General features: G+C 64.2%; 1 protein-coding gene. It reads left to right on the plus strand.

What is annotated here, in order from left to right; all coding sequences use genetic code 11:
- Positions 1-177: 177 nt before the first annotated feature.
- Entirely contained in the window at positions 178-597 is a 420-nt protein-coding gene (locus tag LCE31_RS40115; protein ID WP_225023256.1) for an IS3 family transposase, read from the plus strand.
- Positions 598-628 lie beyond the last annotated feature (31 nt).

The following is a 628-nucleotide window of genomic DNA, read 5'->3' on the forward strand; positions in this document are numbered from 1 at the left end:
GTTGACCACGCCCGTGGCTCCCACATGATCGTTCTGCCTAGAGAACAGAAATGATCACTTAGGACCACGGGCTCCTTGCAGCAGAGGGCCAACCCTCCTCAGTCACTGATTGTGACGAAACGTCAAGGTGTCAGGCGAGGCGCACCGCTCAAGATCGAAGACCCCAATTGCCAGGGCGTGAGTCCGTACCTGGCCGGGGTCAAAGCCGCCCACGCCGCCGGGGACCGCGAGTGCGTACTTCGGGAACTCTCCATCGCCTCCTCCACCTACTACCGCTGGCGCCGCGCCGAGAAGGAGCCGTGTGAGCACAAGCGCCGGGACGCCGAGCTGACCGAGCGGATCAAGAAGATCCACGCCGATTCCGGCGGGATCTACGGCTCTCCGCTCGTACACGCCGCACTCAAACGCGAGGAAGCCCACGTCGGCCGCAAGCGGGTCGAGCGGCTGATGCGCGAGGCCGGTATCGCGGGCGTCTGTCAAGCCCCGGGTTTTGTGGAGAGTGGGTTACTGAACCTCTTTCACCCTGTGTTGACGGGTGAAATGGGCTGGTCAGCGGCTGTGGTGACGAGGCAGGGCCCCTCGTCGTTGGCGTGGTGATTCCACTCAGCACACCGGCGACCGAAGGGGC

The sequence above is a fragment of the Streptomyces sp. 8L genome, from assembly GCF_020176795.1.
Taxonomy (GTDB): domain Bacteria; phylum Actinomycetota; class Actinomycetes; order Streptomycetales; family Streptomycetaceae; genus Streptomyces.